Source organism: Alcanivorax sp. (assembly GCF_040119285.1).
GTDB lineage: Bacteria > Pseudomonadota > Gammaproteobacteria > Pseudomonadales > Alcanivoracaceae > Alcanivorax.
This window is the reverse complement of the sequence record NZ_JBEDTY010000032.1, coordinates 496,752-522,221: the sequence shown is the minus strand read 5'-3', so window position 1 is coordinate 522,221 and position 25,470 is coordinate 496,752. Positions and strand designations below refer to the sequence as shown.

At 55.5% G+C, this 25,470-nt stretch carries 25 protein-coding genes; 12 read left to right on the top strand and 13 right to left on the bottom strand.

Features of this window, described 5'->3' with window-relative positions; translation table 11 throughout:
* Positions 1-87: 87 nt before the first annotated feature.
* On the bottom strand, positions 88-2,355 hold the full coding sequence (clpA, locus tag ABNH10_RS11815) for an ATP-dependent Clp protease ATP-binding subunit ClpA (protein ID WP_349386125.1): 2,268 nt from the start codon (positions 2,353-2,355) through the stop codon (positions 88-90).
* Positions 2,356-2,389: 34 nt separating this feature from the next.
* Positions 2,390-2,746 carry an ATP-dependent Clp protease adapter ClpS gene (gene clpS / locus ABNH10_RS11810; protein WP_349386124.1) on the bottom strand — a complete coding sequence of 119 codons (357 nt, stop codon included), beginning with the start codon at positions 2,744-2,746 and terminating at the stop codon, positions 2,390-2,392.
* 255 nt (positions 2,747-3,001) lie between these two features.
* Here clpS and ABNH10_RS11805 point away from each other — a divergent pair, with 255 nt between their 5' ends.
* Complete coding sequence (locus ABNH10_RS11805) at positions 3,002-3,256, top strand: cold-shock protein (RefSeq protein WP_349386123.1); 255 nt, start codon at positions 3,002-3,004, stop codon at positions 3,254-3,256.
* A gap of 51 nt (positions 3,257-3,307) precedes the next feature.
* Here the strand turns inward: ABNH10_RS11805 and icd are convergent, their stop codons facing one another.
* Both icd and ABNH10_RS11795 read right to left on the bottom strand, forming a co-directional pair.
* Positions 3,308-4,570, bottom strand: a complete 1,263-nt coding sequence (gene icd / locus ABNH10_RS11800; protein WP_349386122.1) for an NADP-dependent isocitrate dehydrogenase — start codon at positions 4,568-4,570, stop codon at positions 3,308-3,310.
* 401 nt (positions 4,571-4,971) lie between these two features.
* Positions 4,972-7,194 carry an NADP-dependent isocitrate dehydrogenase gene (locus tag ABNH10_RS11795; RefSeq protein ID WP_349386121.1) on the bottom strand — a complete coding sequence of 741 codons (2,223 nt, stop codon included), beginning with the start codon at positions 7,192-7,194 and terminating at the stop codon, positions 4,972-4,974.
* 221 nt (positions 7,195-7,415) lie between these two features.
* Between ABNH10_RS11795 and ABNH10_RS11790 the strand changes: the two genes are divergently transcribed.
* Positions 7,416-8,039: a pseudouridine synthase gene (locus ABNH10_RS11790; RefSeq protein ID WP_349386120.1), complete on the top strand. Its 624-nt coding sequence runs from the start codon at positions 7,416-7,418 to the stop codon at positions 8,037-8,039.
* Here ABNH10_RS11790 and ABNH10_RS11785 read toward each other — a convergent pair.
* From ABNH10_RS11785 to moaC, 3 genes are read right to left on the bottom strand one after another with little or no spacing between them, the layout of a single operon-like run.
* Positions 7,942-8,403: a molybdenum cofactor biosynthesis protein MoaE gene (locus ABNH10_RS11785; protein ID WP_349386119.1), complete on the bottom strand. Its 462-nt coding sequence runs from the start codon at positions 8,401-8,403 to the stop codon at positions 7,942-7,944. The genes ABNH10_RS11790 and ABNH10_RS11785 overlap by 98 nt on opposite strands.
* Positions 8,404-8,411: 8 nt before the next feature.
* Positions 8,412-8,666 carry a molybdopterin converting factor subunit 1 gene (gene moaD / locus ABNH10_RS11780; protein ID WP_349386118.1) on the bottom strand — a complete coding sequence of 85 codons (255 nt, stop codon included), beginning with the start codon at positions 8,664-8,666 and terminating at the stop codon, positions 8,412-8,414.
* A 1-nt stretch (position 8,667) separates the two neighbouring features.
* On the bottom strand, positions 8,668-9,150 hold the full coding sequence (gene moaC, locus ABNH10_RS11775) for a cyclic pyranopterin monophosphate synthase MoaC (RefSeq protein ID WP_349386117.1): 483 nt from the start codon (positions 9,148-9,150) through the stop codon (positions 8,668-8,670).
* A gap of 126 nt (positions 9,151-9,276) precedes the next feature.
* Here moaC and ABNH10_RS11770 point away from each other — a divergent pair, with 126 nt between their 5' ends.
* From ABNH10_RS11770 to ABNH10_RS11740, 7 genes are all read left to right on the top strand, one after another.
* Positions 9,277-9,744, top strand: coding sequence for an NUDIX hydrolase (locus ABNH10_RS11770; protein ID WP_349386116.1), 468 nt, complete (start codon positions 9,277-9,279; stop codon positions 9,742-9,744).
* Positions 9,745-9,750: 6 nt separating this feature from the next.
* The gene (mnmA, locus tag ABNH10_RS11765) at positions 9,751-10,845 is read left to right on the top strand and encodes a tRNA 2-thiouridine(34) synthase MnmA (protein WP_349386115.1); all 1,095 of its coding nucleotides are present in this window, start codon (positions 9,751-9,753) and stop codon (positions 10,843-10,845) included.
* Positions 10,842-11,483, top strand: coding sequence for a high frequency lysogenization protein HflD (hflD, locus tag ABNH10_RS11760; RefSeq protein ID WP_349386114.1), 642 nt, complete (start codon positions 10,842-10,844; stop codon positions 11,481-11,483). Before mnmA ends, hflD begins: the two co-directional genes overlap by 4 nt.
* Positions 11,484-11,618: 135 nt before the next feature.
* Positions 11,619-12,989 carry an adenylosuccinate lyase gene (gene purB, locus ABNH10_RS11755; protein ID WP_349386113.1) on the top strand — a complete coding sequence of 457 codons (1,371 nt, stop codon included), beginning with the start codon at positions 11,619-11,621 and terminating at the stop codon, positions 12,987-12,989.
* The gene (locus ABNH10_RS11750) at positions 12,989-14,122 is read left to right on the top strand and encodes a JmjC domain-containing protein (protein WP_349386112.1); all 1,134 of its coding nucleotides are present in this window, start codon (positions 12,989-12,991) and stop codon (positions 14,120-14,122) included. Before purB ends, ABNH10_RS11750 begins: the two co-directional genes overlap by 1 nt.
* Positions 14,123-14,132: 10 nt before the next feature.
* Positions 14,133-14,558: a GNAT family N-acetyltransferase gene (locus ABNH10_RS11745; RefSeq protein ID WP_349386111.1), complete on the top strand. Its 426-nt coding sequence runs from the start codon at positions 14,133-14,135 to the stop codon at positions 14,556-14,558.
* Between the two features lie 3 nt (positions 14,559-14,561).
* The gene (locus ABNH10_RS11740) at positions 14,562-15,059 is read left to right on the top strand and encodes a DUF7931 domain-containing protein (RefSeq protein ID WP_349386110.1); all 498 of its coding nucleotides are present in this window, start codon (positions 14,562-14,564) and stop codon (positions 15,057-15,059) included.
* Positions 15,060-15,159: 100 nt separating this feature from the next.
* Here ABNH10_RS11740 and trmB read toward each other — a convergent pair whose 3' ends face one another.
* Entirely contained in the window at positions 15,160-15,837 is a 678-nt protein-coding gene (trmB, locus tag ABNH10_RS11735) for a tRNA (guanine(46)-N(7))-methyltransferase TrmB (protein ID WP_349386109.1), read from the bottom strand.
* 163 nt (positions 15,838-16,000) lie between these two features.
* On the opposite strand from trmB, the gene ABNH10_RS11730 reads away from it, so the two are divergent.
* A complete protein-coding gene (locus ABNH10_RS11730) occupies positions 16,001-16,765 on the top strand; it encodes a hypothetical protein (protein ID WP_349386108.1) in 765 nt (254 codons plus the stop codon).
* A gap of 153 nt (positions 16,766-16,918) precedes the next feature.
* Here the strand turns inward: ABNH10_RS11730 and ABNH10_RS11725 are convergent, their stop codons facing one another.
* The 5 genes from ABNH10_RS11725 to ABNH10_RS11705 form a co-directional block, all read right to left on the bottom strand.
* Complete coding sequence (locus tag ABNH10_RS11725; RefSeq protein ID WP_349386107.1) at positions 16,919-19,078, bottom strand: malate synthase G; 2,160 nt, start codon at positions 19,076-19,078, stop codon at positions 16,919-16,921.
* A gap of 230 nt (positions 19,079-19,308) precedes the next feature.
* Entirely contained in the window at positions 19,309-20,163 is an 855-nt protein-coding gene (ttcA, locus tag ABNH10_RS11720) for a tRNA 2-thiocytidine(32) synthetase TtcA (protein WP_349386106.1), read from the bottom strand.
* On the bottom strand, positions 20,163-20,960 hold the full coding sequence (locus ABNH10_RS11715) for an SDR family oxidoreductase (protein WP_349386105.1): 798 nt from the start codon (positions 20,958-20,960) through the stop codon (positions 20,163-20,165). The genes ttcA and ABNH10_RS11715 overlap by 1 nt, the downstream gene beginning before the upstream one ends.
* Positions 20,961-21,074: 114 nt before the next feature.
* Positions 21,075-22,271 carry an acyl-CoA dehydrogenase family protein gene (locus ABNH10_RS11710; protein ID WP_349386104.1) on the bottom strand — a complete coding sequence of 399 codons (1,197 nt, stop codon included), beginning with the start codon at positions 22,269-22,271 and terminating at the stop codon, positions 21,075-21,077.
* A gap of 9 nt (positions 22,272-22,280) precedes the next feature.
* Positions 22,281-23,375 carry an acyl-CoA dehydrogenase family protein gene (locus ABNH10_RS11705; RefSeq protein ID WP_349386103.1) on the bottom strand — a complete coding sequence of 365 codons (1,095 nt, stop codon included), beginning with the start codon at positions 23,373-23,375 and terminating at the stop codon, positions 22,281-22,283.
* A gap of 164 nt (positions 23,376-23,539) precedes the next feature.
* Here ABNH10_RS11705 and ABNH10_RS11700 point away from each other — a divergent pair, with 164 nt between their 5' ends.
* On the top strand, positions 23,540-24,628 hold the full coding sequence (locus ABNH10_RS11700) for a GGDEF domain-containing protein (protein ID WP_349386102.1): 1,089 nt from the start codon (positions 23,540-23,542) through the stop codon (positions 24,626-24,628).
* Between the two features lie 131 nt (positions 24,629-24,759).
* Positions 24,760-25,317, top strand: a complete 558-nt coding sequence (locus tag ABNH10_RS11695; protein ID WP_349386101.1) for a YecA/YgfB family protein — start codon at positions 24,760-24,762, stop codon at positions 25,315-25,317.
* Positions 25,318-25,470 lie beyond the last annotated feature (153 nt).

The following is a 25,470-nucleotide window of genomic DNA, read 5'->3' as shown; positions in this document are numbered from 1 at the left end:
GTATAGCCGGGTTTTTTTGTTGGTTTTTGAGAATAAAGAGCAACAGGGCGCGCACTCTAACAAAGAAAACGCCCTGCTCCCTCCTGTTTAAGCAGGTTCGGCCGTGGTCGCTTCCACAGAAAGCACCAGGTCCCCGTCTTTCTCAGTGACATTGACCTGCCCACCGGCACCGGCCAACTCACCGAACAGCAGTTTCTCTGCCAACGGTTTCTTGATTTTTTCCTGTAACAACCGTGCCATGGGGCGTGCCCCCATATCTTTGTCGTAACCCTTTTCAGCTAACCAGGTGCGGGCTGCATCATCCACATTCAATACCACTGCGCGCTCATCCAGCTGGGCCTGTAATTCCACCAGGAACTTATCGACCACACCCAAGATAACCGTGCTGGTCAACGGCAAGAACTGAATGGTGCCATCAAGACGATTGCGGAACTCCGGCGTGAAAACCTTCTTGAGCATTTCCATGCCATCGGTGCTGTTGTCCTGCTCTGTAAAGCCGATAGAGCGCTTGTTCAGCACTTCCGCGCCCGCATTGGTGGTCATAATCAAGATCACGTTACGGAAGTCTGCCTTGCGGCCGTTATTGTCGGTCAGCGTGGCATTGTCCATCACCTGCAGCAGGATATTGAACACTTCCGGGTGGGCTTTCTCGATTTCATCCAATAACAACACACAGTGTGGCGTTTTGGTGATCGCCTCGGTGAGCAAACCGCCCTGATCAAAGCCCACGTAGCCAGGAGGCGCGCCAATCAAGCGACTAACCGTATGGCGTTCCATATATTCGGACATATCAAAGCGCACCAGCTCCACGCCCAAGGCACGGGCCAGTTGCCGGCTTACTTCCGTTTTACCCACCCCTGTGGGCCCGGCAAACATGAAGCTGCCGATGGGTTTGTGTTCACCCTTCAAGCCGGCACGGGACAGTTTGATGGCTGCCGAAATGGTATCGATGGCCTCATCCTGACCAAAGACGGTCATCTTCAGGTCACGCTCCAGATTACGCAGCAACTCCTTGTCTGAAGACGACACTTGCTTGGGAGGAATACGGGCAATTTTAGCCACCATATCTTCCACATCGGTTTCTTCGATTGTGTGTTTGCGCACGTCCTGTGGACGCAGCCTCTGCCAAGCGCCCACCTCATCGATCACGTCGATGGCCTTATCCGGCAAATAGCGGTCATTGATATAACGAGCACTCAGCTCCGCTGCCGCTTTCAGGGCCGCATCCGTGTAGCTGACATCATGGTGGGCTTCAAAACGGCTCTTCAGCCCTTTTAGAATACCAACCGTGTCTTCAACAGACGGTTCAACCACATCAATCTTCTGGAAACGACGAGACAGCGCCCGATCCTTCTCGAATACACCGCGGTATTCCTGGAAGGTTGTCGAGCCCATGCATTTCAGTTCACCGGAGGCCAACAACGGCTTCAGCAGGTTGGAGGCATCCATGACCCCGCCGGAGGCGGCACCCGCACCAATAATGGTGTGAATTTCATCGATAAACAGGATTGAATTAGGCTCTTTCTTCAGCTCGGCCAACAGGGTTTTCAAGCGTTTCTCGAAATCCCCTCGATACTTGGTGCCTGCCAGCAGAGCCCCCAGATCCAGCGAGTAAACGACTGCATCCAGCAGCGGCTCAGGCACCTGCTCTTCCACGATCATCCGCGCCAAGCCTTCCGCAATAGCAGTTTTCCCCACCCCTGGTTCGCCTACCAGCAAGGGGTTGTTCTTGCGGCGACGGCAAAGAATCTGCGCCGCCCGCTCAATCTCGAACGCACGGCCCACCAGCGGGTCAATGCGGTCCTCTCGGGCCAGCTCGTTCAGGTTGGTGGCGTAGTTATCCAGCGCGCTGGCCGAAGCCGCACTTTCTTGGCCAGCCTCCATTTCCTGTTCGCTTTCTATAGAGGGGTCCGCATCTTCAATTTGGGAAATGCCATGGGCAATAAAATTGACGATATCCAAGCGGTGAATATCTTGGCAGTTGAGGAAATAGACGGCTTGGCTTTCCTGTTCATTGAAGATTGCCACCAACACGTTGGCGCCAGTCACTTCTTTCTTGCCTGACGACTGCACACTGAATACCGCGCGCTGCAGCACTCGCTGAAAACCAAGCGTAGGCTGGGTGTCGCGCTCGGAGTCGGTATCCGGCAATAGTGGTGTGGAGTCTTCGATAAATTGGGATAACGCATCACGCAATTCATCCAGGTCTGCGGCGCAAGCGCGCAAGACCTCGACGGCCGCCTCGTTATCCAGCAGCGCCAGCAGCAAATGCTCCACCGTCATAAACTCATGACGGTGGCCACGTGCGTGACGAAACGCCTCGTTAAGCGTCATTTCCAGTTCTTTGCTGAGCATAAGGCTACCTCACTGCAGGGGCCCGCAAGGAGTATCAGGCCTGTTCCACCTGACACATCAACGGATGCTGATTCTCCCGGGCGTATTCCACCACTTGCGTGGCTTTTGTTTCGGCGATGTCTTGCGGGTAAAGCCCGCACACCGCTTTTCCTTCAGTGTGAACGGTGAGCATGACGCGGGTGGCCTGCTCACGGCCCAAATTGAAGAAGTCTTCTAGTATCTCTACCACAAAATCCATTGGCGTGTAGTCATCATTAAGCATCAACACCTTGTACATGGACGGTGGCTTTAGCTTCGGCTTAGCCTCCTCCACGGCTAGGTCACCGTGCCGATCCGGGTCTGAGGAGGAAGCTGCCGGCCCGCCACGCAGCGAGCCTGTTTCGTCAATCATTACCGAGTGCCAATTCATAAAGCCTCAAAACCGTTGTAACCCTGCTGGCGTCAGCAGGCAATGAAGAAATGATGGGTGGTCGGTGTTTTTTCAATCCCCGGAGGCAAATCAATTTACCGGGATCATTTCACGGGGTTGACACCCTGCTGTGCATGTTTAAAAGTTGCACAACACACTTAGGTAGAGTTTACCGCAGCAAACCGCCTGAGGATAAAAATAAACATATTCGCCATTGGATAGGCAGAGGGAAGGACCATGGCAACGGGACGAGTAAAGTGGTTTAACAACGCCAAGGGCTACGGCTTTGTACGCCCAGACGAAGGGGGCGAAGACCTGTTCGTCCACTATTCCTACATTCAGATGGACGGCTACAAAAGCCTGAAAGCCGGACAACCTGTGGAGTACGAGGTACAACCGGCCAACAAGGGCTTCCACGCCATCAACCTGCGCGCCAATGAAGAAGCCCATAACCCTGAAGGCGCCGCTGAAGACCAGACGACGACCTCCTGACGCCCCGCCCTGCCTGAGCGGATTCATGGTTACTCAGCTCAGGTCAATGATTCAGACGCCCATATGCTCAATCACTGCATCGCCGAACTCCGAACACCGCAACAAAGTTGCATCCGGCATCAGACGCTCAAAGTCATAAGTCACTGTCTTCGCGGCAATCGCCCCTTCTACACCATTAATGATCAGGTCGGCCGCATCGCTCCAGCCCATGTGACGCAACATCATTTCCGCAGACAGAATGAGCGAGCCCGGGTTAACCTTATCCTGGCCCGCGTACTTGGGCGCGGTGCCATGAGTGGCCTCGAACAGGGACACGGAGCCACCGATGTTGGCACCCGGCGCAATACCGATTCCACCCACTTCCGCCGCCAGGGCATCAGAAATGTAATCGCCGTTCAGATTCAATGTTGCGATTACACTGTAATCCGCCGGGCGCATCAATATCTGCTGCAGAAAAGCATCTGCAATGACATCCTTGATGATGATTTCATTGCCAGTGCGCGGGTTTTTCATGGTCATCCAGGGGCCACCATCAAGCAATTCCGCTCCAAACCGTTCACCGGCAAGCTGGTAACCCCAATCCTTAAAGGCCCCCTCCGTATACTTCATGATGTTACCTTTATGCACTAAAGTGACGGAATCCTTGTCATTATCGATAGCGTACTGAATCGCCTTGCGCACCAAACGTTGGGTCCCTTCGCGCGATACTGGCTTGATACCAATACCGCAACCTTCCGGAAAACGGATCTGGGTAACGCCCATCTCCTCGCGTAAAAAACGGATCAGCTTGGTCGCTTCGGGGCTGTCCGCTGCCCATTCAATCCCTGCGTAGATATCTTCAGAGTTCTCACGGAAGATAATCATGTCAGTGAGCTCGGGGTGGACCACCGGGCTGGGCACGCCTTCAAAATAGCGTACCGGGCGCATACAGGTGTAAAGATCCAACTCCTGACGCAGGGATACATTGAGAGAGCGGATGCCGCCGCCCACCGGGGTGGTCAATGGCCCCTTGATTCCCACGGTGAACTCTCGAAGGGCTTCCAGCGTTTCTTCGGGTAGCCAAACATCTGGCCCGTATACCACCGTGGCTTTTTCCCCGGCGTAAATTTCCATCCAAGTAATGCCACGCTTTGTCCCATAAGCTTTTTCAATTGCGGCGTTAACCACCTTGATCATTACGGGTGAAATATCGACACCAATGCCATCACCTTCGATATAAGGAATGATCGGATGATTGGGAACATTCAGGGACAGGTCCGCATTAACCGTGATTTTGTCACCGTCTGCCGGAACCGTAATCTTTTGGTATCCCATCTACACTCTCCCTCTGGATAAAACGAAATATGGCGTTTCCTTCGAGTATATCATTGCCCCAAACGATGAGGGCAGGCCCGAATAGACTCAACCGCGCTGCGACCCAACCCATGGCCCTCGTCAACATGGCTCGCCGACTCACAGCTACAGCCGCGCCATATCCTGGCCAGTATTGCCGACCATGGGACAAAGAGTATGCAAGAGACGTTAAAGAGAAATCGATAGGATGAAAAAAAGAAGCAGGCAGCAAGACACCTATTAATAGCGCCTCTGGCACCGTAATCACAGCAATTGAGCCGTAGCGCCAGATCAATCAATCCAGGCTAGCAACTTACTCTGCATTAGCACAAGGCCATTACAAGCCGACCTGTTTGATCCAGGCCGACCTGTCCGCCTTATCCTTACAGCTTGTCGAGAATGTCGTTAAAGGTGGCGCTGGGACGCATGGCTGCCGAGGCTTTATTGAAGTCAGGGTTGTAGTACCCACCGATATCAACAGGAGAGCCTTGTACCGCTACCATTTCTTTAACGATTTTCTCTTCGTTCTGGCTAAGAGCAGTGGCAATGTCGGTGAACTTTTCTTTCAGCTCAGCCTCATCGTCCTGGGCCGCCAAGGCCTGGGCCCAATACATCGCCACATAAAAATGGCTTACCCGGTTATCCGGCTGGCCAACTTTACGTGAGGGTGACTTGTTCTGCTCAAGATACTGCTCATTAGCCTTGTCCAGAGCCGCAGCGATCACCTTGGCTTTTTTGTTACCGTATTTTTCGCCGAGCTCTTGGATAGATACCGACAGGGCCAGAAATTCGCCCAGAGAATCCCAACGCAGGTGATTTTCTTCCAAGAATTGCTGGACATGCTTGGGAGCGGAGCCGCCAGCTCCAGTTTCATAAAGGCCGCCCCCCGCCATTAACGGCACAATCGACAGCATCTTGGCACTGGTCCCCAGCTCCAGAATGGGGAACAGGTCCGTCAAATAGTCGCGAAGCACGTTACCCGTTACCGAGATGGTATCTTTGCCACGGATCATTCGTTCCATGGTATAGCGGATGGCCTGTACCGGAGACATGATTCGGATATCCAGGCCTTCGGTATCATTGTCTTTCAGATATTCCTTAACCTTCAGGATCAGCTGTGCATCATGAGCCCGCTCTTTATCCAACCAGAAAATGGCCGGAGTATTGCTTTGCCGTGCACGTACCACCGCTAGCTTGACCCAGTCTCGAATGGGCAGGTCTTTTGCTTGGCACATACGCCAAATATCACCCTGTTCCACTTCATGGGTTAGCAACACCTCACCGTCCTCTCGAACGATACGCATGGTGCCGTTCGCGGCGGCTTCGAACGTCTTGTCGTGAGAGCCGTACTCTTCTGCTTTCTGCGCCATCAACCCAACATTAGGCACGGAGCCACAGGTAACCGGATCAAAGGCTCCGTGGGTTTTGCAGAAGTTAATCACTTCTTGATAAATGGTGGCGTAGGTACTTTCAGGGATCACCGCTTTGGTATCTTTCAGCTTGCCATCAGCACCGTACATTTTGCCCCCCTGGCGAATCATCGCCGGCATAGAGGCATCCACAATAACGTCTGAAGGGACGTGAAGATTAGAAATACCGCGGTCTGAATCAACCATGGCCAACTCTGGACGGTGCAAATAGCAGGCCCGGATCGTGGATTCGATTTCCAAACGCTGGGAAATCGGCAACTCTTCAATTTTCTGATAGATATTGCTCAGACCATTATTAGGGTTGGCGCCAATTTTCTCGAGAACGTCACCGTGTTTCTCGAACAGCTCTCGGTAGAAACATCGCACAGCATGACCAAACACGATAGGGTGTGACACCTTCATCATGGTGGCTTTCACGTGCAGTGAGAACAGCATCCCCGTGTTCTTGGCGTCTTCGATTTGCTCGTCAAAAAAAGCGCAGAGTGCTTTTTTGCTCATATACATGGCATCAATGACTTCGCCATCGAGGAGCGGTAGATCCGGCTTCTTCACGGTGATGTTACCGTTTGAGTCCTCGAAATCGATGCGTACCTTGCAGGCCTTGTCGATGGTGGACGAGGTCTCATGGGAAAAGAAATCGCCCCCGCGCATGTGTGCAACGTGAGTGCGCGAAGCTGGACTCCAATACCCCATGCTATGCGGATTCTTGCGGGCGTAATTTTTTACCGCGATCGGCGCGCGCCGATCAGAATTGCCTTCACGAAGTACCGGGTTGACTGCGGAACCCAGAATTTTAGTGTACCTGGCCTGAATATCTTTCTCTTTTTCGTTCTGAGGCTCATCAGGGTATTCCGGCACCTCATAGCCATGCTCGTTCAACTCAGCGATAGCTTCTCTAAGCTGTGGAATGGAGGCGCTGATATTTGGCAGCTTGATGATATTGGCCTCAGGATCCTGAGTCAGGTCACTCAGTTCGGATAGTGTATCCTTTACCTTCTGCTGTTCTGAGAGATATTCAGGGAAACTGGCTAGAATGCGTGTCGCGAGGGAGATATCACTGCTTTCTACTTCAATACCAGCGATAGAAGTGAATTTCTCGATAATGGGCAAAAAGGAATAGGTCGCCAGCGCTGGCGCCTCATCGGTCATGGTATAAATAATTTTAGGCGTGGTCATAGATTTACAAGGTCCCAATTGTATTGGTAGAGCTTTCCGCCTGATTTCAGTCGGCTTTTGACCGTCAGATCAGCGGGCAGGAAACAACAGTGCTCCCTCCGAATAAAACTGTATTCTGCATAGGCTGGCGAGTATAACACTGACCGTTTAGCCTTGTTAGGACAAGCGGCAGTAACTATGCCTGTAACAACTTCCGTTTAGGTCATTGACGCTCACAGCCTATGGCACAATTGATATTACTTAACAAACCCTTCCGGGTCCTTTCACAGTTCAGTGACGATCAAGGCCGCCGAACTTTGCGCGAGTTTGTCTGCGTACCGGGAGTGTATCCGGCCGGCCGGCTGGACTGGGATTCTGAAGGCCTGTTGTTGCTGACCGATGACGGTGCGCTTCAGGCACGCATCAGTGATCCACGGTTCAAGCTTCCCAAAACCTATTTGGTTCAGGTGGAGGGCCGCCCCGGCCCACAGGAACTGCAAAAACTACGCCAAGGCATTCATCTCAAGGATGGGCCTACCCGGCCGGCCAAAGTTAGCTTAATCGATGATCCCTGCTTGTGGCCGCGCACGCCTCCTGTCCGGTCGCGTAAAACAGTACCGGATAGCTGGCTCAGTCTCACTATAGACGAAGGTCGTAATCGTCAGGTGCGGCGAATGACCGCAGCCATCGGCCACCCCACCCTTCGCTTGATTCGCTGGGAAATCGGTGATTGGTCTCTTGCGGATCTGGCGCCAGGGGAGTCCCGCTCTATGATGGTTCACGCCCCAAAGCCCGCTGCAGCCAGGCAGCGGCGACCTCGGCATCGCTCTGGCGGGCCTGGACCCAAACCCAATCGCCGTCAATAAGTTCCTTCTTCCAGAATGGCGCCCGGGTTTTCAGCAGGTCCATGATAAAGGCGCAGGCCGCAAACGCATCCTGGCGATGGGAGGCGCTGACCGCTACCTGCACAATGTCTTCAGCCACCGCCATGGTGCCAATTCTGTGCACCACCCAAACACCATTGAGTTGCCATTTGTCTGCCGCCCACTCAACAATGGTGCGCAACACCGTTTCTGTCATGCCTGGATAATGCTCCAAGTGAAGCGCTTCCACTCTGCCCTGCTCATCGCGCACCTGTCCGTTGAATTGCACCACGGCGCCACTAAGGCCTTGATCGCGCAACCAGTCTGTCGGTGCCGCCGGCTCAAGTGCCGCGCCGGTTACTGCCACCCAAACCTTCACCCTCCGGTCACCGGAGGAAACAGGGCCACCACATCGCCATCACGGATGGCTGTCTGTTCCTGGCTCAGCACCTCATTCACCGCCACCATGTAGTGGGGTGTAGCCTCCAGCGCCCGGGCTACCGCCGCATTGTCTTCTTCCAGCCACGCCACCAGCGCCGTCACCGTATCGGTGCCTTGCGGCGCAGTGACTGTCAGGCTGTCACTGCCGACCCGCTCACGCAGAGCGGCAAAGAAACGAATCTCAATCATTTTATCCTTCCCTCCGGAACGTCCCGCTACGGCCACCGGATTTTTCCAGCAGGCGCACAGATTCAATCACCATGCAGCGATCCACCGCCTTACACATGTCATACAACGTGAGGCAAGCAACGGACGCAGCCGTTAGCGCCTCCATTTCCACGCCGGTAGTACCTTTAAGCTTACAGGTCGCCTGTACACACAGCGCATCGTCGGCCTCTGGCTCAATGGTGACCGTGATCCCGGTCAGCAACAGCGGGTGGCACAGTGGAATCAAGTCCCAGGTTTTTTTGGCTGCCTGAATGCCCGCAATCCGTGCGGTAGCAAGCACATCACCCTTGGGGTGCTCGCCAGCCAAGATCATTTGCAGAGTGGTCGGCTGCATCCGCACCCGCGCTTGCGCGGTGGCCGCACGCTGGGTGATATCCTTATCGGTCACATCGACCATCTGGGCCCGACCACTGTCGTCCAGGTGGGTAAATCGTTGTTCAGTCATGCTCAGAGGTGTCTCCGCCCTGTTGTCTGTGGCGCTGCTGCGCTACCATTCTCGCCTTTCCAGAATTGAATGAAGTACCGTCATCAGCCCGCCTGGGCCGTCGGCGCTTCCCCGGTAGGATACGCTATGAACAGCTTTGAGCCGCACATTACTGTGGCCTGCGTAGTCGAACAAGATGGCCGCTTCCTGTTTGTCCGTGAAATGAGCAAGGGCGAGGAAGTACTGAACCAGCCCGCCGGTCATGTGGAATTCGGTGAGAACCTGATGCAAGCCGCATACCGTGAAACGCTGGAAGAAAGCGCGTGGCAGGTAGAAATCACCGCCCTGCTCGGCTGGTATATCTTTCAGCCGCACAAGGGAGCCGGCGTGTATTACCGCACCTGCTTCGTGGCACGTCCGGTCAGCCACGACCCGAAACAGAAACTCGATACCGGTATTCTGGAAGCCGAATGGCTGACCCCGGTTGAGTTCCGCGCTCGCCGCCACCAGCATCGCAGTGCGCTGGTGGAAAAATGCCTGGATGATTACCTGTCCGGCCGTCGATTGCCCCTGGACAGCATTTATCAGCACCCCTGGCCTCTGCAGAGAGGATGATTCGCCATGACTAAGGCTCCCCAAGACACCCGTGTGATCGTCGGTATGTCCGGCGGTGTGGATTCCTCCGTAGCCGCGGCCCGCCTGATCGATGCGGGTTATCAGGTGGAAGGCCTGTTCATGAAGAACTGGAATGAGGACGACGGCACCGATTACTGCAGCGCACGCGAAGACTTACTCGACGCCATGCAAGTGGCAGGCGTACTGGGTATCGAGCTGCATACTGCCAACTTCGCAGAGCAATACTGGGATCGAGTGTTCGCTCACTTTCTGGCCGAATATAAGGCTGGGCGCACGCCTAATCCGGATATCCTCTGCAACAAGGAAATCAAGTTTCAGGCGTTTCTGGATCACGCTATCACCTTAGGCGCCGATTACATTGCCACCGGCCATTACTCACAGGTAAGCCATGCTGGCAAAGCAAAACTGCTGCGCGCCGTAGACACCAACAAGGATCAGACTTACTTCCTGCATGCCGTGGATTATCAGAAATTTGACCGCACCCTATTCCCGCTGGGCGACCTGGAAAAACCTGAAGTAAGGCGAATCGCAGAGCAAAAAGGCTTTGATAATCACAAAAAGAAAGACTCCACCGGCATCTGCTTTATCGGTGAGCGCCGATTCAAGGATTTTCTGGAGCAGTATCTACCCGCCCAGCCAGGCTCTATAGAAGACGATCATGGCAACGTGATTGGTCAACATGACGGCCTGATGTATTACACGCTGGGCCAGCGTCAGGGGCTCGGCATCGGTGGGCTGGCCAGCGCCAGTGAAGCCCCTTGGTATGTGGCCGAGAAAGACCTGGAACGTAACGTACTGATTGCCGTACAAGGTACCGACCATCCCCTGCTTTACAGCCGCGTACTCAGCAGTGCGCCAATGCAGTGGGTCGCACTGGAAGCGCCGACCTTGCCGGCCCGTCTCACCGCCAAAACCCGCTATCGCCAGCCCGACCAGGACTGCACCGTTAGCGATGCCGGTGAAGGCCGGGTAACCGTGACATTCGATGAACCACAACGCGCCGTCACGCCCGGACAATCCGTGGTGTTCTACGATGGCCCAGTCTGCCTGGGCGGCGCAGTGATTGAGGAAACGGCATGAGCGAACGTTTTTCGCCAGAACAACAGCAACTGCTGGCACTCGCCGCGGTGTTCGAGGCAGCCCAACTTGCGGATGATGTGGCCCAGCGTGGTGATTGCGACTCACAGGCCTTTGAAGCGCTAATTGCTGGCATCATGGAGCTGGATGCGGAAAATTTCGACCGCGTTTACGCGCAGCCAGGCCTGCTTCGTGAAGGTGTTAGCTTGCTTAGCCGCAGCCTGAACAAGGACTCCCGTGGCGCTAACCTGCGGCCGCTCAACTATGGCCTTGCTCTGCTACACCTGGCAGGCAAACTGCGCAACAACGAAGACACCGTAAGTATCCTGCGTAATCGATTACTGGCGTTGAGCGGCCAACAGGCCCACTTTGATCGATTTTCAGATGATGCATTTTGCCACAGGATTGCCGGTATTTATCTAGACACCCTAGGCACTTTCCGGTTTCGCATTCAGGTAAAGGGCGAGCCGGCCCACCTGCAAGACGACGACAAGGCCGCACGCATCCGCGCGCTGTTTTTGGCCGGGGTGCGTGCCGCCTTCCTCTGGCACCAGCTAGGCGGGCGACGCTGGCACCTGCTGTTTCAAAGAAAGCGTCTTCTTGGCGTTATTGAATCAATTGATATCAATAACTTGCGATAATAAATTAAAGCAAATAATAACATTGCTGCCGGCTCATCGTCGTAACGGCGCAGTTTGCGCAATTTTGCTGTATGATTGCGCCGCCTTAGGATTGTACGTGTACGTACCTATTTCGACGACATTCGGGAGCCTGACATGTCCAGCCTTACCTCTTTGACTGCCATTTCACCGGTAGACGGTCGTTACGCCAGCAAAGTCGATGCACTGCGCAATACCACCAGTGAATACGGCCTGATTCGCTTCCGTGTCCACGTGGAAGTCAGCTGGCTGGAACAGCTGGCCCACGATAAGAGCATCCCTGAAGTCCCCCTGATGAGCGGCCAAGCGGCCTGGAACCTGCGTGGTATCACCCGGGATTTCGAGCCCCAGCATGCCGAGCGCATCAAGGCCATCGAAGCCACCACCAACCACGACGTCAAAGCGGTAGAGTATTTCATCAAGGAACAGATGGCCGAGCACGATGAACTGGCCAACATGAGCGAGTTCGTGCATTTCGCCTGCACCAGTGAAGACATCAACAACCTGTCTTATTCCCTGATGCTGCGCGAAGCCCGTGAAATCCTGTTGCCGAAAATGGATCAGGTGATCAGCGCCATCCGCAAACAGGCCCACGCCCAGGCGGACCAGCCGATGCTGTCTCGTACCCATGGCCAGTCTGCTTCCCCTACCACCGTAGGCAAGGAAATGGCCAATGTGGTTGCCCGGCTGCAACGTCAGCGCGACCAATTTGCTGGCGTCGAATTACTCGGCAAGATCAACGGTGCCGTGGGCAACTACAACGCCCACCTGTCCGCCTACCCGGACGTGGACTGGGAAGCTTTTGCACGTCGCTTTGTAGAGGCACTGGGGCTTACCTTCAATCCCTTTACCACCCAGATCGAACCCCACGACTGCGTTGCCGAATTTTTCCACGCCCTGATGCGTTTCAATACCATTCTGCTGGACTTCGACCGTGATGTGTGGGGCTACATTTCCTTAGGCTACTTCAAGCAACGCACAGTGGAAGGTGAAGTCGGCTCCTCCACCATGCCGCATAAGGTTAACCCTATCGACTTCGAGAACTCCGAGGGCAACCTGGGCTTGGCCAACGCCATCATGGACCATTTGGCTGCCAAATTGCCCATGTCCCGCTGGCAGCGCGACCTGACCGACTCCACCGTACTGCGTAACGTTGGCGTAGGCTTGGCGCACAGTGTGATTGCCTATGAGGCCAGCCTAAAAGGCATCGGCAAACTGGAGGTTAACCCGGCTCGCCTGGACGAGGATCTGGACGCTGCCTGGGAGGTTCTGGCAGAACCTATCCAGACCGTCATGCGTCGTTACGGCATCGAAAAGCCCTACGAAAAGCTCAAGGCGCTGACCCGCGGCAAGGATGGCATCAACCAGGAGACGCTGACGGCCTTCATTAATGACTTGGCCATTCCCGACGAGGCCAAGGAGCTGTTGCTAGCCATGACCCCGGCCACCTATGTGGGCAATGCTGCCCAGCAAGCGCGTAGCATCTAATGCCGGCCACAGCGCAACTGCCCTCCTTTACGCTGCCGCTTACCCCGGCAGCATTTTTGCGTGAGCACTGGCAGAAACGTCCTTTATTCATGCCCGGTGCTGCCAGCGGCCTGGATCAGCCAGATGCAAACACCTTGGCCGGACTTGCCTTGGAAGAGTCTGTCGAAGCCCGAGTCATAACTGGCGCAGGCAACGGCCCCTGGTCGGTACTGCAAAGCCCCCTCGACGACAATGTTTTCGAGACCCTCGGTGAAGAAGATTGGACACTGCTCGTCCAGTCCGTGGATCACTTTCTCACTGAAACCTCGCTGCTACTGGACGATTTCGCGTTTCTGCCAAACTGGCGGGTGGAAGACATCATGATTAGCTACGCGGCCAAAGGCGGCAGCGTTGGCCCGCATTTTGATCGTTATGATGTTTTCCTGATCCAGGCCAGCGGCAGTCGTCGCTGGCAGATCGGCGAGATGTGCGACGAAAGCACCCCTCGCCAGGCTACCGACGAGCTGAAATTGCTGGCGCAAATGCCCGTTCGTGAAGAGTTTATTGCGCAACCCGGCGATGTGCTTTACCTGCCACCCGGGGTGGCCCATCACGGGGTCGCCGAAGACAGCGACTGCATCACATGGTCGGTGGGCTTTCGCGCCCCGGATTACCAAATGCTGATGGCAGAGATCGCCGGTGAATGCCTGGCCGAATCCGACAGCAAACTCTTTACTGACCCGGACCGAGGAATCACTACTGATCTCTCAACCTTGGCCGACACAGATCGGCAGCAGCTGGTGCGTGGGGCTTTGGACCTTCTGCAACCGGAGGCTATCGAGCGAGCCGTTTATCGTTGGCTCTCCACCCCTCGATTAGAAGGCCTTGAATTTGCGGTAGATGAACACCATATCCGCGAACGCGATAGTGACGTTTCTTTGGTTCGCCACGGCAGTGTGCGCCTGCTCATGCAGGGCAAACTTGCTTGGCTAAACGGAGAGCCTCATACACTAACAGAACAACAACAACCGCTGGTGCACCTACTGGCCAGCAAAAGACGCTACCAGGAACGCGAATTGGGCGCCGTTATGACGCCCACCGCGAGAGAATTGCTTCATGAATGGATTGAACAGGGCTACTTCGCCCCACTATAACGAGACCCCTATGGCTATCAGCATTATCGAAACCCGTTGGGACAAACACAAAGCCGCGCTGCGTGGTCTCCGCCAAACCGTATTTATCAAGGAACAACACGTACCGGAAGAGCTGGAATGGGATGGCGAAGACACCGCCGCCATTCACTTTTTGGCCTTGGACGCCGAGCAGCAGCCTGTGGGCTGTATTCGCTTGCTGCCCACCGGACAGATCAGCCGTTTGTGCGTACTCTCCGAGCAGCGCAACTACGGTGTCGGCAGTTCACTGCTGGTCGCTGCAGAAGAAACGGCACGAGCCAACGGCATGAAAGAAATCTTCCTGCACGCTCAAACCCACGCCACCAGCTTTTACGAAGCGGCTGGCTTCTCGGTGTCCGGAGGCATTTTCATGGATGCCAACATTCCCCACCGGCAAATGTTCAAACCTCTGCTCTAAGCCATGCACTTGGTCATCGGTGACGACGACACCCTGCACCACCCTGCCCGCAGTAACGCCAGTCTGGCGCTGGCCTCACTGATCGGCGCCAGCCGTCGTCGTCTCTGGCTTCGAGTGCCGACACTGGATGGACTCACTGGCGATGCAGCTGTGTGCGATGCCATCAAGGTTCTGGCCTTGAGCAATGCCCGGACGGATATCCGTATTCTTTTCGACAGCATGGAAAATGCCGTACGTAACGGCCACCGCTTGGTTTACCTGTCCCGCCGCTTACCTTCGCGCATCACCCTGCGGCAAACCCAGCCTGACGATAATGATGCTCAACAATGCTTTGCCATCGGCGATAACAGCAGCCTGTTCGAAGCCAGTGGCTGGCCTCGCCCCGCTCGACTGGACCTGTGTGGCCATCGGCTGCCGCAAGCGCCGCGATTGGCGCAACAGTTCCTTGAGCATTGGGCGCGCGGTAGGGCATCAACCGAGTTGCGCGAACTGCGACTTTGAATCTGAGGTCGAATTACGGCTACGGCTAATAGCGCAAGGGCCTATTGGCAAAACCACTTTAGGTCGAATGAGCCACCCAGCGGCGTAACCCGGCCATATTTCATTGCCTTGCAAGGCTTGCGATCAGCTGCCATAGGGTTTGCCCGCTGGCTTGATATTTTTCTTCGAAATCCGTGGCCGCCGGCGCCTCTGTCGTCAGCGGAGTCAATACCGCCTCAATGCCGCTTATGGCCAGTGCCGCCTGCACTTCCTGAAGATAAAGTGGCCAGTTACTGCGCAGCTCCAACTCTCCCCCTAGAGCCAGCACGGTTGGCCACACCGGGTGGCCGTGCCAGCGCCGCTTCAGGTGTGCACTTTTCGGCCACGGGTTCGGATAGAGAATCTGATGTCGGTCAAGCAACCAGCCCTGCTGCTGCATTAGTCGCCACAGCCCGGTGCAATCGGCACGGACCAACAGCAGGTTTTTCGGGGGCTGCAGCCAGCGACGACCGCCGCGCTCCAGACGGTTAGCCGACTGGTCCACCGCGACCACTAGCGCCTCGGGGTTCGCCTGCGCCAATAACACTGACGAGCGCCCGGTTCCACAGCCCGAGTCCACCATCAGCGGACGCTTCAAGCCGTTTTCATTACGCCATGCGACAACCTGCTCAAACGACGCGCGGTCATGGTCTGCAATGGGCGCTCGCCAAGCCGAGGCCAGATGCCGGCGCACCACTTTCTCCAGATCCTCGTGAATGCCCGTCTGATTCGAGCTAACCGCACGGCTATTGGCAAACATGGCGTTTTGACCATCAAAGCGACTTGGGGAGGCACATTGTAGGGATAAGGGCCGTCAGTGCCAGCCCTTGGTGGAATTTGCGCAGTAAGTGGCAAGCGGCGTCCAGCGGCGCTACTGTTACTGTAAAAGCAGTACCACTAACCTAGAAACCCCGAAGGACGCCATGCGCCTGTGCCTCACACTGCTCGTCATCATGCTCACTTTTCCCGTCCCGTGCACCGCTGAAAGCATGACCATCCATGTGCTGGAGCGCCCTGACGCACCGTCCCTGGTACCGGTGATTGAACCGCTACTGCCGGCCGGCGGCAGCGTACGGGCCTACCGGGGCAAACTGATTGTGCGTACCAGTGAGGCCAGCATGCAGGAACTACAAAGCGTACTGGGCAGGCTGGAGGCTGCCCCGTCAACGCTGATCGTGCATCTGCGTCGCCAGCACAGCGGTAGCCGCCAACAAACCCGCATTGATACTGACGTACGGGGCCGCATTGAATCGGGCCAAGCACCGATTATCCAGGGCGAGGTGCGCATCGACCAGCAGAACCAGCAACAACAACGTGAAGATCACTACCAAATCCGCACTCTCAATGGTTACCCCACCAACATTAGCCAAGGCTCGCTTGTGGCGCTCAGCGGCGGTTATTACGGATCCCAGTTTGCGCAGCTCGATCAAGGCATTCAGGTACTGCCCCAGTTGGGCACGGACGGCAGCGTGATTCTGCAAATCAGCCAGCGCTTTGACCAGCCCACTCGCCACAACACCGCTCGCACCCAACACAGCGCCACGACCCTGCGGGTTATCCTCGGGCGTTGGCAGCCCATGGGGAGCATTAACATGACTCAAAGAGGAACCGACCAGAGCATTGGAAACTATCAGGGTCGGCAACAAAGCCTGACCTTGCCGTTAGAGGTGATGGTGGAGAAAGAGTAGTCGCAGCTGCAAGGAAATGGATAAGGGGACGGATGTTAATTGGTCGCTTGCTGATTTTTAATTTTCAGCACAAGCCGCGAGCACGGCAATCATCATGTGGCTTACACACAAGAAAGCCCCGACTCGCGGGGCTTTTTTGTGTGCTGAGAGCGGTTACTTCGCTTTCAGTTCACGGCGACGACGGTGCAGTACCGGTTCGGTGTAGCCGCTTGGTTGAGCGCAGCCTTCAAATACCAACTCACAGGCTGCCTGGAAGGCAACGGAGCCGTCGAAGTCCTTGGCCATGGGCACATAGTCAGGGTCGTTGTCATTCTGACGATCCACGACTTCCGCCATCCGCTTCATGGTTTCCAGTACCTGTTCTTTACTGCAGATACCGTGGTGCAGCCAGTTCGCCACGTGCTGGCTGGAAATCCGCAGGGTTGCGCGGTCTTCCATGAGGCCCACATCATTGATGTCGGGTACCTTGGAGCAGCCCACACCGCTATCAATCCAGCGAACCACGTAACCCAGCATGCCTTGCGCGTTGTTATCCAATTCCTGCTGGATTTCTTCGGCCCTCAGCTCACGGGTCAGTAGCGGGATAGTGAGGATATCGTCCAGAGACGCACGGGTACGGCTGGCCAGCTTTTCCTGAACCTCTGCCACGTTGATCTCATGGTAGTGGGTCACGTGCAGGGTGGCGGCAGTGGGTGACGGCACCCAGGCACAGTTGGCACCGGCTTTCGGGTGGCCAGCCTTGTTGGCCATCATCTGTGCCATTTCATCGGGCATGGCCCACATGCCTTTACCGATCTGGGCGTGACCTTTCAGGCCGCACTCAAGGCCAATGTCCACATTCCAGTCTTCGTAGGCGCCAATCCACGGCAGGGCTTTCATTTCACCCTTGGGCGCCATGGGACCCGCTTCCATGGAGGTATGCATTTCGTCACCGGTGCGATCCAGGAAACCGGTGTTGATGAAGATAACGCGCTCCTTGGCCTGACGGATACACTCCTTCAGGTTCACGGTAGTGCGGCGCTCTTCGTCCATAATACCAATTTTCAAAGTGTTAGCGGCCAAACCTAATGCTTTTTCTACACGCTCGAACAGCTCAACAGCAAAGGCCACTTCTTCGGGGCCGTGCATTTTCGGCTTCACAATGTAGACCGAACCGGTGCGGCTGTTGCTCACCTTGTTGATTTTCTTCAGGTCGTGCATGGCGGCCAGTACAGTGACCATGCCATCCATAATCCCCTCAGGCGTTTCTTCACCGTTGTGCAGAATGGCCGGGTTGGTCATCAGGTGACCCACGTTACGCACCAACAGCAACGAGCGACCGTGCAGGGTCAGGGAGGAGCCGTCCAGCGCGGTGTAATCACGATCCGCATTCATGGAACGGGTCATCGTCTTGCCGCCTTTCTGGAAGCTTTCTTCCAGATCGCCTTTCATCAGGCCAGCCCAGTTGCGGTAAACCTCAACTTTGTCTTCCGCATCCACCGCGGCGACGGAGTCTTCGCAATCCTGAATGGTGGTGATGGCAGATTCCAGCAGCACATCTTTCATGTTGGCCGCGTCGTCAGCCCCAATCGGGTGGCTGGCGTCGAACTGAATTTCCGCATGCAGATTGTTGTGCTTCACCAGCACCCCGGTGGGGGCTGCGGCATCGCCCAGGAAACCCTGGAGCTGAGATTGGTCTTTAAGGCCGGTCTTCTCTGCGCCCAAAGACACAACCAGCTTGCCGTCTTCAATGGCGTAGCCAGTGCTGTCTTTGTGAGAGCCACTGGCCAGCGGGAAGTAGTTATCCAAAAAATCACGGGCCCAGACAATCACCTTGGCGCCACGCTTCGGGTTGTAAGCGCCGCCTTTCTCGGCACCCCCCTCGTCGGAAATCACATCGGTGCCGTACAGGGCATCGTATAAACTGCCCCACCGAGCATTCGCCGCATTCAGGGCAAAGCGTGCGTTCTTCACCGGTACAACCAGCTGCGGGCCAGCAATGGTGGCAATTTCCGCATCCACGTTTTCAGTGGTGATGTTAAAGTCTTCGCCCTCGGGTAGCAGGTAACCAATTTCGCTCAGGAACTGCTTGTACTCAGCCATGTCGATGGCCTGCCCCGCGCGGGCCTTGTGCCAAGCGTCGATCTGCTTCTGCAGGTCGTCACGTTTGGCCAGTAGCGCTTTGTTCTTGGGGGCCAGGTCATTAAGGATGCTTTCCAGCTCGGCCCAGAAGTGCTCCGGGTCGACGCCGGTACCCGGCGCAATCTCATTGACTACCAGATCATGGAGTTCGGCGGCGATTTCAAGGCCACCCTTCTGAATACGATCGGTCATGGTGCTCCTACCCTTCTGGTCGAGAGAATCTTGATTAATCGGGACGTTCAGAGAGAATCCGGCAACAGGTCTACGTCAGCGCGCTACCGTGTGGATCATCGCGAAAGCCCGGGGGAACGGTTCAAGGCGCATAAAGGCGGGCGCCCCGAAATAAGGCGACCGTATTTTACCGGAAACGGCGCCGTGAATCATGTTTAGCGGTAAACAAAGTCTGTTTTGATGTTTTTTGATCACCCGAACAGATTGACCACATCGAGACGATGGGCTTGATCACCGCCCTGCTGCTGCCCTTGCTCAAGGTTTTCGAAGTCAAACAGGCGGGTGTCCGCCAGCTGTGAGGGGGCGATGTTTTGCACTGCGGCAAAGATATTTTCAATCCGTCCCGGCTGCTGTTTGTCCCATTGCTGCAACATCTCCTTGATCACTTGCCGCTGAAGGTTCTTCTGGGAGCCACATAAATTACAAGGAATGATCGGGTATTCCTTCAAGGCCGAGAACTCAATGATCTCCTTCTCGCGGCAATACGCCAGCGGGCGAATCACCACATTACGGCTGTCATCGCTGCGCAGTTTGGGGGGCATGGCTTTCATTTTGCCGCCATAGAACATGTTCAGAAACAGGGTTTCGACGATGTCATCGCGATGGTGACCAAGAGCAATCTTATTGGCACCTATTTCCTCGGCAAACCCGTAGAGGCTGCCCCGGCGCAGGCGTGAACACAGGCCGCAGGTAGTTTTTCCTTCTGGCACCTTTTCTTTGACGATGGAATAGGTGTCTTTCTCCAGAATGTGGTAGGCCACGCCTTCCTTTTCCAGATACTCAGGGAGGATGTGCTCTGGGAAACCGGGCTGTTTCTGGTCCATGTTTACTGCCACCAGTTCGAAATTCACCGGGGCAGAGTGCTGAAGGTTCCGTAGAATCTCCAACATAGTGTAAGAATCCTTACCGCCGGACAAACACACCATTACCTTGTCGCCCTCGCTGATCATATTGAAATCAGCAATGGCACGGCCCGTTTCTCTGCGCAGTTTCTTTTGCAGTTTGTTGAGGCGGGTGCGTTTTTTGGTATCAGCGTTGTCTGACATCAGGTGACCTTCATTTTGCGGATCAGTCGGCGGTACAGCGAGGGAGTCCAGCGCTTCAGGTAGATGCCCGCCCCTTCGCGGCCGGCGATAATAACCTGATCACGGCCACGCTGCACGGCTTCAACCAGCCGTTTGGCGCATTCTTCCGGGGTCATGGCGGTCTGCTGGGCATCATCCATGGTGCCCTGACGACTGCCATCGCCGGTGAGCGCATTAATTGACACCTGAGTACGAATAAAACCGGGCATCACCAGCGTCACACGAATACCCTGATCGTACTCTTCCGCGCGCAGAGATTCGAAAAAACCATGCAGAGCATGCTTGCTAGCACTGTACGCGCTGCGAAGCGGGGTCGGCAGCTCGCCCACCAGGGAGGTAATCACCACGAAACGCCCCCCACCCTGCGCCTTCAACCAGGGGAGAACGGCTTTGGTCAACGCTACTGTGCCGAAAAAATTCACCTCCATAATTTGGCGATCCACGCTCAAATCCGTATCCGCCACCAGCGAACGCTGGGAAATGCCCCCATTGTGCACCACCTGGTCAAGCCGCCCACAGGTTTGGCGAACCTGTTCCACCGCCGCCGCCATGGCGCCGCTGTTAGCTAAATCCAGAGGCAACACCAGATGCGCTTCGCTATTGACCAAACCTGCCCGCACCCGTTCCAGCTCTTCTTCCCGACGGGCGGACAGCACCAACTGAGCGCCGCGCCGGGCGTATTCTCGGGCCAAAGCTTCACCAATGCCCGAAGAGGCCCCGGTAATCCAGACAACCTTATCAGCCAGCGACTCAGACATACGATTCCCCTTGCCCAAAAGACCTTGTTTAAAGACAAAGGGAGAGTCTACTGCCCTGCCTCAAAAACAAAAAGCGCGGCTTAGCCACGCTTTTTGTGTATCTCTCTGTTGTGGTTATTTCAGTTCTTTGGATGACAATCCAAGCAGATGCCTTGCCACAATCAGCTGCTGGATTTGCTGGGTGCCCTCAAAGATATCGATAATTTTCGAATCTCGAGCCAGCTTTTCCAACAAGGTGCGCTCGGAGTAGCCCAGCTCACCGCATAGCGCCACGCACTTTAATGTGACGTCGTTGCCCATGCGTCCGGCTTTGGCTTTACACATGGAAGCCTCACGGGAATTGGGCTGGCCATTGTCTGCCATCCAGGCAGCCTTGAGAGTCATCAACCGCGCCGCTTCCAAGTCGGCTTCCAACCGATACACTTCCAACTCTAGGGCAGTGGAATTATAAGGTTGTTTAGAGTAATCAGCCTCAACCCCTTCTTTTTCAAGAATATCGCGGGTTATCTCCAAAGCTGCACGCGCCACACCCAACGCCATGGCGGCCACTTGTGGACGGGTATTATCGAAGGTTTGCATCACCCCGCCGAAGGATTTCTTGCGCGCCTCTTCCGTATCACCCACCTCGGCAGAACCGAGAATATGGTCTTTGGGGATCCGGCAATTATTGAACGCTAACGCGGCGGTATCCGATACCCGCAAACCCATCTTGTCTTCCACGCGCACCAGCTCTACGCCGGGGTTATCACGGGGAACGATAAACGATTTAATCGCGGCCTTGCCAAGCGACTTGTCCAGCGTCGCCCAGACTACAATGGCATCGCAGCGCTGGCCGGCCGTGCAGTAAATTTTCTCACCATTAAGTACCCATTCATCACCCTCTGCCACCGCTGTGGTAGCGACCGCGGCAGAATCGGAACCAGCGCCTGGCTCCGTAATCGCCATGGCACAGTAGAGCTTGCCATACTTCTCTTTCTGCTCCGGCGTACCCACGGCCATAACAGCCGCATTACCTAACCCGGAGCCGGGAATGGACAACATCAAGCCCACATCACCCCAGCACATGGCCTCCACACCAAGAATGCCCATCATGTTGATGCCATTCTTGATTGAATCGCTGCTGCCACCTTTTTTTCCGCCCCCACGGGGCATCGCCGCCATCATCTGCGCCACCGGTTTCAGCTCTTCCGGGGTCTCGCAGTGTTCAATGGCGTCGTATTTGCGTGAAATCGGGCGAAAAACACCGCTGGCCAGTTGCTGGGCCATCTGTTGGGTTTGTGTAAGCTTCTCGGGCAATTCTAAATTAATCATGCTGTTCTCCTACACCATCAGGCTGCCGTGAAGCACGGCAATGCTGCGCAAGTTCCGGTACCACATTTCCAGTGGGTAGTCGCGAACAAAGCCCGCTCCACCGAAGAGCTGAATACCGTTGGTGCCAATTTCCATGGCCTTTTCCATGCACAATAGCTGCGCAAGATAGGCTTCCTTGTGGAAATCCAGCCCCTGTTCGGCCCGGCTGGCGGCGCGCAACATCATCAGCCGCATCCCTTCAATCTCGATCGCCATATTGGCCACCATAAAGGCCACGGACTGACGCCAGGCAATCGGTTCACCAAAGGCTTTACGCTCGTTCACATAGGGAATGGCGTACTCCATTACCGCCTGACAGCACCCCACCGCCAAGGCGCATTGCCCAATGCGAGCCAGACCCAGCAACCGATGCAGGTCAAAGCGCTCCAAGCGATCGGCCTCCGGGACCACCACTGATTCCAGAGTCAGCGTAGCCGGCTCAGCACTGCGAAGCCCCATATACGCTTGCGATTCGATTGTTAGGCCTGCTGCGGTTTTCGGCACGATAAAAGCAGAAACCTCATCCTTTTCCGCCGCTACCACCACAAACCACTCACATTGTGCCGCTAATGGCACCAGGCTTTTCACACCGTTCAGTACTACTTGCCCGTCGGCGCTTTGTGCCGTGGTAGCCGGTGAGGATGGCTCAAAAGTGGCGCGGGGCTCTGCCAAGGCGATAGCCGCCCCAGTGAAGCTTTCTGTAGCCATTGACGGCAACCAGCGTTCTTGCTGGTCTTCATTACCAAAATCCATCAATGCATTCACTGCCGCCATGGGCTGTAAAGCCGCCAGCGTATGGGAAATATCCCCTTGGGCAAGGTCTTCCACCGCCAGAGCGTTGGACAGCGGTGACCGGGGCATGCCCACGCCACCCAGTGCTTCGGGCATGGGCATCAACGACAAACCAAAACCCGCGATACTGTTTAGCAGTTGAGCATTCGCCTTCGCCGCATCATCTGCTTCGCGCGATTGTGGAAACAGGGAATCTCGAACCAGCTTACGCATCCCTTCACGGGTCATGCGTTGCTCTTCAGTTAATGTCAGGTCAAAAAGCGGTGTGGACATACGAGGGCCTCATCCCGGCAAACTTATTAGTTAGTTGAACAACAGTCTGTCATTGGCTGTCTACTATCGACAATGACAGGTCTGTGACCTGGGCCGATAAAAACGGTAAAGTTGGACAAAAAGACAACACCCATCCATTTAGCATTCATTTAGGTGTTTTGCCTGTGCTTACATTGAAGTCTACCGCTCCGCCGGAGCGAGCAATCCGGCTAAAACGCCAACTCATGGCGCTCTATTCTTATTGCTTATTGTGGGCAGGCACTTTTGTTGGTGTGGAACTCGCCGCTTTTGAGCCCAACACGCCCAATCTGATCCTGCTTGCGCTGATTCTTACCATCAATGCTTTCTTCTATCTGCTAATTTGGAGCGGCATTAGCGAACAGTTCCGCGATCCCAGCCTGACCATTATGCAAATGGCCGTGGGGATCCTGTTAACCACCGCCATCCTGTACTATTCTCGAGAACTACGCGGCGCCATGCTGAGCATCTATTTTATGGTCATGACCTTCGGCGTGCTCGCACTGGATCGACGCCGGATGCTATTGATTGCGGCTTTCACGCAGCTTTGCTTTACCAGTCTGCTGATCTACGAATGGTTTGAGGCCCCACAACAAGCGATTTTCTCCTACTTGGTTGGCCACTGGCTGATTCTTGCGCTTGGCCTAGGCTGGTTTGTCTATATGGGTGGCTATATCCATAACCTGCAATCGAGAGTGCGAGAACAGCGCAGACGGTTACACGAAACCCATAATCGACTCAGTGCCATTGCAGTGCGTGACGACTTAACCGGCCTGTATAATCGTCGTCACTTTCTGGAAAGGCTAGAAGAAGAAATGTCCCGTGCGAACCGGGAGAATAACCCGCTTCATCTGGCGATCATCGATTTGGACCATTTCAAGCAAGTAAACGACTCTTACGGCCACCATGCAGGCGATGACGTGCTGCATCGCTTTGCCCAACTCGCCGCCATGGGGCTGCGCAAATCCGACCTGCTGGCCCGTTATGGCGGTGAGGAGTTTGTCGTCTTGTTTCCTCATACCAGCACCCAGGCTTGCCAAGCTGCACTGGAGCGTCTGCGTCATCGCTTCAAGGAGCAGCATTATTCCTTTTCCCCGGACCTGACCTGTGAATTTTCTGCCGGGCTGACACCCTATCAACCCGAGGAAAGCGCCGAACAATTTATTAGACGGGCCGACCGTGCGCTCTATCAGGCCAAGGACCTGGGCAGAAACCGTATCCAGCTGGCCATCTGAACCGAAAACCCCTAATAACCCGCCCAGGGCCAGTCATCAGGAAAAGGCTCGGGGCATGGAGGGCAACAGCAACAGGACGGTGGAGGCCCGGGGCGTCTATCGGTATGCTTGCTCGCCACCGGGAGAAAAGCATGTCTGAGATTACCAATCCAAGCCTGAAAAACACGGTCCGCCAGCATTTCGCCCTCCTGGGTGACGACGCACCCACCTGGACGGAAATTCACGGCATGCTGTGCGCCCTGGCCGCAGGCCCTCATGATGACGGCGATGCCGACAGCATAGACTATGCCCATGAGCTGGAAATGCCCGTCCCGGATGACGTGGCATCCGCACTCAATCAGCTTCGCCAACGACTGGTGACCCAGCTGCTCAGTGGCGAAACCATTAATCTGCCTTGCCTGCTTGACCCTTACCAGGAAGAAGATGGGCAGGATCTGGCCAGCTGGTGTGCGGGGTTTATGACCGGCGTCTTCGTGAACGAGCCCCAATGGTACGAAATCGACGAAGAAACCATCGCTAATCTGCTGCTACCTTTTATTCTTATTTCTGGGCTAGATGAGGATGAAGCGCTGGACGCCCTGTGGGAAAACACTCAGGTGATCCGGCAAATGGCTCTGGGCATTCCTGAGCTCATTGAAGAGCTTTTTTTGTGTTTTCACGGCCCGGATGAAGGCGGCGAATCAGCCTGACCACCGCAGCGCCCCCCCTTGCTTTTGTCTGGTGCGGGCGCCACTCCCACTTTCCCCCAGCCCCTCCCCTCACAGATCAACGCGGTCAGGCGTAACGTGACCCAGTTCCACGCCCCGATTACTGCAAGTCTCTACGCTTACTATCTGAGCCAC

Coding starts and splice junctions, on each gene's coding strand:
- ABNH10_RS11695 (WP_349386101.1), top strand. CDS start 24,760: ATGTCTGAGATTACCAATCCAAGCCTGAAAAACACGGTCCGCCAGCAT.
- ttcA (WP_349386106.1), bottom strand. CDS start 20,163: ATGTCAGACAACGCTGATACCAAAAAACGCACCCGCCTCAACAAACTG.
- ABNH10_RS11710 (WP_349386104.1), bottom strand. CDS start 22,271: ATGATTAATTTAGAATTGCCCGAGAAGCTTACACAAACCCAACAGATG.
- clpS (WP_349386124.1), bottom strand. CDS start 2,746: ATGATTGACGAAACAGGCTCGCTGCGTGGCGGGCCGGCAGCTTCCTCC.
- icd (WP_349386122.1), bottom strand. CDS start 4,570: ATGGGATACCAAAAGATTACGGTTCCGGCAGACGGTGACAAAATCACG.
- ABNH10_RS11715 (WP_349386105.1), bottom strand. CDS start 20,960: ATGTCTGAGTCGCTGGCTGATAAGGTTGTCTGGATTACCGGGGCCTCT.
- clpA (WP_349386125.1), bottom strand. CDS start 2,355: ATGCTCAGCAAAGAACTGGAAATGACGCTTAACGAGGCGTTTCGTCAC.
- ABNH10_RS11745 (WP_349386111.1), top strand. CDS start 14,133: ATGGCTATCAGCATTATCGAAACCCGTTGGGACAAACACAAAGCCGCG.
- ABNH10_RS11805 (WP_349386123.1), top strand. CDS start 3,002: ATGGCAACGGGACGAGTAAAGTGGTTTAACAACGCCAAGGGCTACGGC.
- moaC (WP_349386117.1), bottom strand. CDS start 9,150: ATGACTGAACAACGATTTACCCACCTGGACGACAGTGGTCGGGCCCAG.
- ABNH10_RS11790 (WP_349386120.1), top strand. CDS start 7,416: ATGGCACAATTGATATTACTTAACAAACCCTTCCGGGTCCTTTCACAG.
- ABNH10_RS11770 (WP_349386116.1), top strand. CDS start 9,277: ATGAACAGCTTTGAGCCGCACATTACTGTGGCCTGCGTAGTCGAACAA.
- mnmA (WP_349386115.1), top strand. CDS start 9,751: ATGACTAAGGCTCCCCAAGACACCCGTGTGATCGTCGGTATGTCCGGC.
- ABNH10_RS11705 (WP_349386103.1), bottom strand. CDS start 23,375: ATGTCCACACCGCTTTTTGACCTGACATTAACTGAAGAGCAACGCATG.
- ABNH10_RS11740 (WP_349386110.1), top strand. CDS start 14,562: ATGCACTTGGTCATCGGTGACGACGACACCCTGCACCACCCTGCCCGC.
- trmB (WP_349386109.1), bottom strand. CDS start 15,837: ATGTTTGCCAATAGCCGTGCGGTTAGCTCGAATCAGACGGGCATTCAC.
- ABNH10_RS11795 (WP_349386121.1), bottom strand. CDS start 7,194: ATGACCACGCCTAAAATTATTTATACCATGACCGATGAGGCGCCAGCG.
- moaD (WP_349386118.1), bottom strand. CDS start 8,666: ATGATTGAGATTCGTTTCTTTGCCGCTCTGCGTGAGCGGGTCGGCAGT.
- purB (WP_349386113.1), top strand. CDS start 11,619: ATGTCCAGCCTTACCTCTTTGACTGCCATTTCACCGGTAGACGGTCGT.
- ABNH10_RS11750 (WP_349386112.1), top strand. CDS start 12,989: ATGCCGGCCACAGCGCAACTGCCCTCCTTTACGCTGCCGCTTACCCCG.
- ABNH10_RS11730 (WP_349386108.1), top strand. CDS start 16,001: ATGCGCCTGTGCCTCACACTGCTCGTCATCATGCTCACTTTTCCCGTC.
- hflD (WP_349386114.1), top strand. CDS start 10,842: ATGAGCGAACGTTTTTCGCCAGAACAACAGCAACTGCTGGCACTCGCC.
- ABNH10_RS11725 (WP_349386107.1), bottom strand. CDS start 19,078: ATGACCGATCGTATTCAGAAGGGTGGCCTTGAAATCGCCGCCGAACTC.